Source organism: Bartonella sp. AP72JLCBS (assembly GCF_042195705.1).
Taxonomy (GTDB): Bacteria; Pseudomonadota; Alphaproteobacteria; order Rhizobiales; family Rhizobiaceae; genus Bartonella.
Genome location: NZ_JBHIOU010000033.1, coordinates 1 through 5,171, shown reverse-complemented (window position 1 = coordinate 5,171; position 5,171 = coordinate 1). Strand labels below are relative to the sequence as shown.

Genomic DNA, 5,171 nt, shown 5'->3' with positions numbered 1-5,171 from the left:
CTTAAGGCTCTAATTCGAGTTAAGAAATGACCATCGATATATTCACAATCATCAATAAATTCGTATTTTTTTGCAGGATTTTGTTTATTAACAAGCACAGTTTCATTTGAAATAGAAGAGATAACGGGGGGGGTGTTTGAATTTGTCATTTTAAATTCTTTCTAATCATAAAAGGTTTCTATTGACCCCCTAATGGGCGTCGGGCGCTAGAAACACGGTGATTAGTCCGCTGTATGCTTTCCCCTTGAAAGGGTATTGTATGGCATAACCACACCCGACAAAATTCTCATATACTAACAAAAGCATAAAAGAAAGTCAGTATTTTAAAGGCATGGGAGAGGCTGTTTCGTAACCTATCCGCTAATCACTAAGTGTTTCTATCACTTGATTATTTATATAACAAAATACGTATTTATTGTCAAACAATATTTTATCTTTTTTGTATTTTTTTAAATACGTTGTGTATTGATAATATCTTATGCTTATTAATTGCTTCTTTTATATTTATGTGCTTTTAAAGCTATATTATAGGTTTTATGAAACGATTGCGTTATTTTCTGAATCTATACATTTATAATATTTAGAAACGCTCTCATAATGCGTATTTTAAACTTTATAACCTATCAATTTTGTCACTAAATGGCTTTTAAGATTTCTGTTAATTTCTTTAATAACACATTTTAGACTTAACAGCCTTTATAGGGACTGTCTTTATAACAAATGCTTTCATTTGCATTTTTGCTTTCTCTATAGCTGTTATGTTCTTTATAGCCATGGCATCATTTTTCAGTTTCATAAGAGAAATGATAAATAGGATATATGATAATTGTGATTTATAGACCATTATGAAAACACTTATGAAAACATCTCAATAGAAACTGATCATTATAGAGATGAGCAAAATCCCTTTTAATAAACTTTTGTCATTTTTGTCAGTTCTTTTTAGAACCTATATCATTTTTTTTAAATGAGAGAAAATTAAAATCATTATATTTCAATAAGTTAAGTTTTATGAATTTTTCAAAATACAACTTATTAAAACAGCCATAACAAATAAATACAACTGTAAATATATATTTGTCAGTTTATGTCAGTACATTGAATCGACAAAAGTGATCATTTAGTGAATGATTAAAACATGTCTTATGAGAGTATGTGATCTTTTAAAGCCTTTCAAAAGAAAGGGATTATAATCATAATAAATGCTATCAAGACCATTATGGTTATGAGTTTTGGAGGTGCTTTTTACGCCCCCCTTTACATATTTTTCAATAAAAAATAAAAGTCATTATATTTCAATATGTTATTTTTTATCAATTTTTCAAAAAACAACCTATATCAATAGTACAACCTATAAATTCAACTAATGCTCTATGTTTTGTAAGGGTTTTGGGGGGGTAGAAACATTCAAAACCTATAAGTAATATAAGAAAATGAATATACATAACCCTCTTTAAATAAAGCTTCTGATAACAATAAAGCACTCATTTTAGATTACGGTTTAATCTTTTAAAGGCAATGTAAATAAGAGTATCTAAAAGTGCAAGTTTCTTCTTTTTAAATAACGTATGATAAATTATCCTTTTAAAGATTGTATGTCAGCAATTTATAAAAGGGATATAAGAACCTATAGGTATAAAACCTTATACCCCTTATGAGTTTATCATACCCATTATGTGAGCATGCTTTTAAGTTATTCAGTTTCTCTTATTTCTAATTTTGGTAGGTTCTTAACAATTTTCATTGTCTCTAAACTTATGGTAATAACCCTCTGAAATAACTCTAGAGGGTAGGCAGGGTTGCCAATGGTTTCAACAGCATAACGATTGGCATCATTAACAATGCCACTCTTTTTATCAGTCTTAACACATTGACGCCCCATAACCCATTCAAGAGCGGATTTACCATTAACGATATACTCACAAGCGTCAAGAGGGATATCTGTTATTGTGATATTGTTATTATAAATAACAGTGGTTTTATCTTTCTCTTTACCTGCTTTTGCGAATTTCATTTCAGTCACGTAATAGAATTTTTCTGGATTAGAGATCTCTGTAACTTTTGGATTACCTTTTTTAAAGGTTACGGGATAAGGTTTTACAGTTTCATAATTCACGTGCAAATGATCCAGTTCACGCCCTGTTACAACAGAGCTCCGTTTTCGTATAAGGGGTTTAATTCTCTTCAAAAGAATTAAAACGAAGCTTATTAAATCCATTTTGAACGAATTGAGAAAAAATGCAGAAAAATGCTAAAAAAGCCGATAATTTTTTCAAAAGAGTTTTTAAATGCTGTTTATCCGCAGTCCATGAGAGAGATCAGATCAGCAAAATAGTGAAATTTGCTGTTTATTTTATGGAAAAAGACAAATGAAGCATGTGCTTTTAAAATATCATAATGATTATTTTGATAGGTTTTATGAGTCACTAAAATAATCTAGTTTGTTAGTTCAATTTACAGACACAAACTGACAAATATATATTATTGATTGTATTTAAGGTTGTATTGTCGATATAGGTTGTATCGTTAAAATACTAACCTATTGAAATATAATGTTTTTAATTTTCTCTCATTTAAAAAAAATAATATAGGAGCTAGAATGAACTGACAAGACTGACAAAACTCTTCTGATAAGGTCACTCAGATCATTTGCTTTTGGAAAAAAGTTCCTTGATGAGAATGCCATAAAAAGAGTTTTGCGTGGTTGTCTTAAAGACTTCAAAAGAGATTTCTTTATTGTTTTATGCTGTTGTTTTTAACCAAAGGATTCCATTCATACCGTCTATCAGGACGCCGACCTAATTCATTCCCCTCTATAGGAAATTCACGAATATAGTTACAACGACATAAAAGCTCTAAAGCTTGCTTAACGGCTCCATTGTCTTTTAAAGATCTCCAACACCGTCTATAGATATCTCTTGCCGTAAAAACATTGGGTAAAAGATCACAGCGCTCTACAATTAATTTTGCACGCTCTGCTGTTAATGTATCATTCGCCGCATAAAGACGTTTTGCATGACTTATCAGATATTCTTCCCAATATAAGGCTCTCTCAAGGGCATCTCTATTGATTTCAAAACGCCCCCCTTCACTCAATTCAAAAATCAATGCAAGGGTTGGTATGGTTTTATTCATTTTCAAAAGATGCGCTTGTAAACTTGATGAGAAATGACCTCCTTTGATTGTTCTTTGAAAATTTTCCCACCATACACGAAACATTTCTTGAGCTTCAGCAGAAAAGCGTATGGTAATAGGGTGTTTTGGTGATCCTAATGGTTTATCATAAAGAGAACGAAAAATTCCTTGATAACTTTCCCATGCCTTTTGATTGGGAGGTCTATCAACCCATAACCGCTCTTTTCGTTCATCGGGCCACACCAGCATTTGAAACCGTTGCAATAAGCCGTCATTATTTGTTCCATGGTGCATTGCTTGAATAATGGGAATAATCCGTGAAGGTTGAATGCCCCCAATAATGGAAATGGTTGCATTGGGAATAAAAATGGTTCCCCGTCCTATACGGTCATAGGTGTATGATTTTTTGCCATTAAAAGCTGTTAGATAAAAAGAACGGTCTGATTGATATTCCTTCCGTTCCAAATCGGATAAAAAACCAGATAATTCATCACGAACCAACAAGAGACCACGGGGGTTTTCTTTTAACAATTCCCCAAGCTTTTCGACGGTCACATCGTTGACAATAAGACGTCGTTTATTAAGCGTGTCATCTTCCTCACTTTCTTTATGTTCAAGAGATTGAGAAAGAAGAGCAAGGGCTTGTTCCTCGTCTTGATCTTTGAGTGCTTTGTAGGCTTGTTTTTTCTTTTCTCTTTTGTCTAATTCAATAAGAATATCTTTTGTTTCTTGCTGTTTTTTCTTCTTTAACCATTCTTGATGCCATTCCTCTTGAAAAACATCAAGAGGTGCTAAAGCAGCTTCCATGGTATCTGTTTTCATAGTTGAAGGTTCCCCCACAATGGCACCCCAGAGATTAGGAACAATTTTCCAATTGGCATGTTGTTTTGGAGAAACCCGCACGCCATTTCCAATGACAGCAGACAATCCACATAAAGCAGAAACAGCAACAAAATCGATAGAAGATTGTTGAATATCAGCAACGTCATAAACATAGTTTATTAATGGTGTTGGAAGCAGGAATATTTTAAAAGGCTCGACGGGTAAGAGAGCCGTAGCAATCGGTTGTAATTGCCCCCAACCATTTTGTTGCAAGGCTTGTTCATAAGAAATGGCTTTTAAACAAGTATTTTCGTTTAAAGAGACATTATCGTTATCATTGATGGGAGTATTTTCATTATTGTTTTGTAAATTACTATCTTTCATAGTTTCCCTCTTTTAAGAAAGTAATACGTTATTAAAATCGGTTCCTTTTGGAGCTTGCATCATAAAGACCTCAAAGCCTTGGCTATAAGCACGTGCAGCTAGGGTAAAACCTGCTTTACGACCCGCATCATCGCCGTCCATTGCAATGGTGAGACGTCCTTTTGTATGGGGTAAATTCACACGCATCATGCCACTGGTTGAAAGAGACGCCCATAAATCAACGGGCTCTGATAACAACCCAGACAAAAGAGCCAGACCGGTTTCAATGCCCTCACAAATGACCAGATGTTTGGGATTGCCTTGACTTAAATGCACAGCACCACCTGTTACAGATCCCAACATGGCTTTTGCTGGTTTCTGATCTGTTTTGCAGCCATTGTCTTTTAAAAAGGTTCTATGAATGGCAAAGGAACCAGCACCCTTAACAAGAGCCACTAACGCGGGCAGTGTACCCCCAGAGGGGTGTGGACATTTGTCGTAAAAGCGTAAATCAGTAGGCAAATCACATGTAATACCCCGCATACGTAAATAGGTTTCTGCTAAAGTATTTTTGATTGGTTGGCTTTGTTGCCAAATTGCTTTTGCTCTCTCTGCTTTCTGTTTTGCTCGTTTGAGATCAGCACAAAACTGTTTTGAGAAAGAGAGCGTATGAGCATAAGCTTGTTTTCCAAGCAACCCAATTCTAATAAGCGCTTGTATGATCTCTCTAAAAGAGCAACCAGCATAACAATAGAGTAAAAGACGCCCATCATGTCCATTAGAAATAGATAAACTAGGCAGCCTATCATCATGAGCAGGGCAACGGGCTGTTCCATAACGCCCATGCCAAA

2 protein-coding genes and 1 pseudogene are annotated in these 5,171 nt (G+C 34.3%); all 3 read right to left on the bottom strand.

The genetic code is table 11. The features are described 5' to 3' along the window. Positions 1-1,693: 1,693 nt before the first annotated feature. Positions 1,694-2,149 (bottom strand): annotated as a pseudogene (locus ACFILO_RS08935) (type ISP restriction/modification enzyme); the annotation flags it as partial. 584 nt (positions 2,150-2,733) lie between these two features. Then, positions 2,734-4,341, bottom strand: a complete 1,608-nt coding sequence (locus ACFILO_RS08930; RefSeq protein ID WP_375630626.1) for a YfjI family protein — start codon at positions 4,339-4,341, stop codon at positions 2,734-2,736. A 12-nt stretch (positions 4,342-4,353) separates the two neighbouring features. Further along, the coding region (locus ACFILO_RS08925) for a toprim domain-containing protein (protein ID WP_375678165.1) at positions 4,354-5,171 on the bottom strand (818 nt) is incomplete at its 5' end.

Bases quoted from the DNA above. Each gene is read 5' to 3' on its own strand.
- ACFILO_RS08930 (WP_375630626.1), bottom strand. From the start codon at position 4,341: ATGAAAGATAGTAATTTACAAAACAATAATGAAAATACTCCCATCAAT.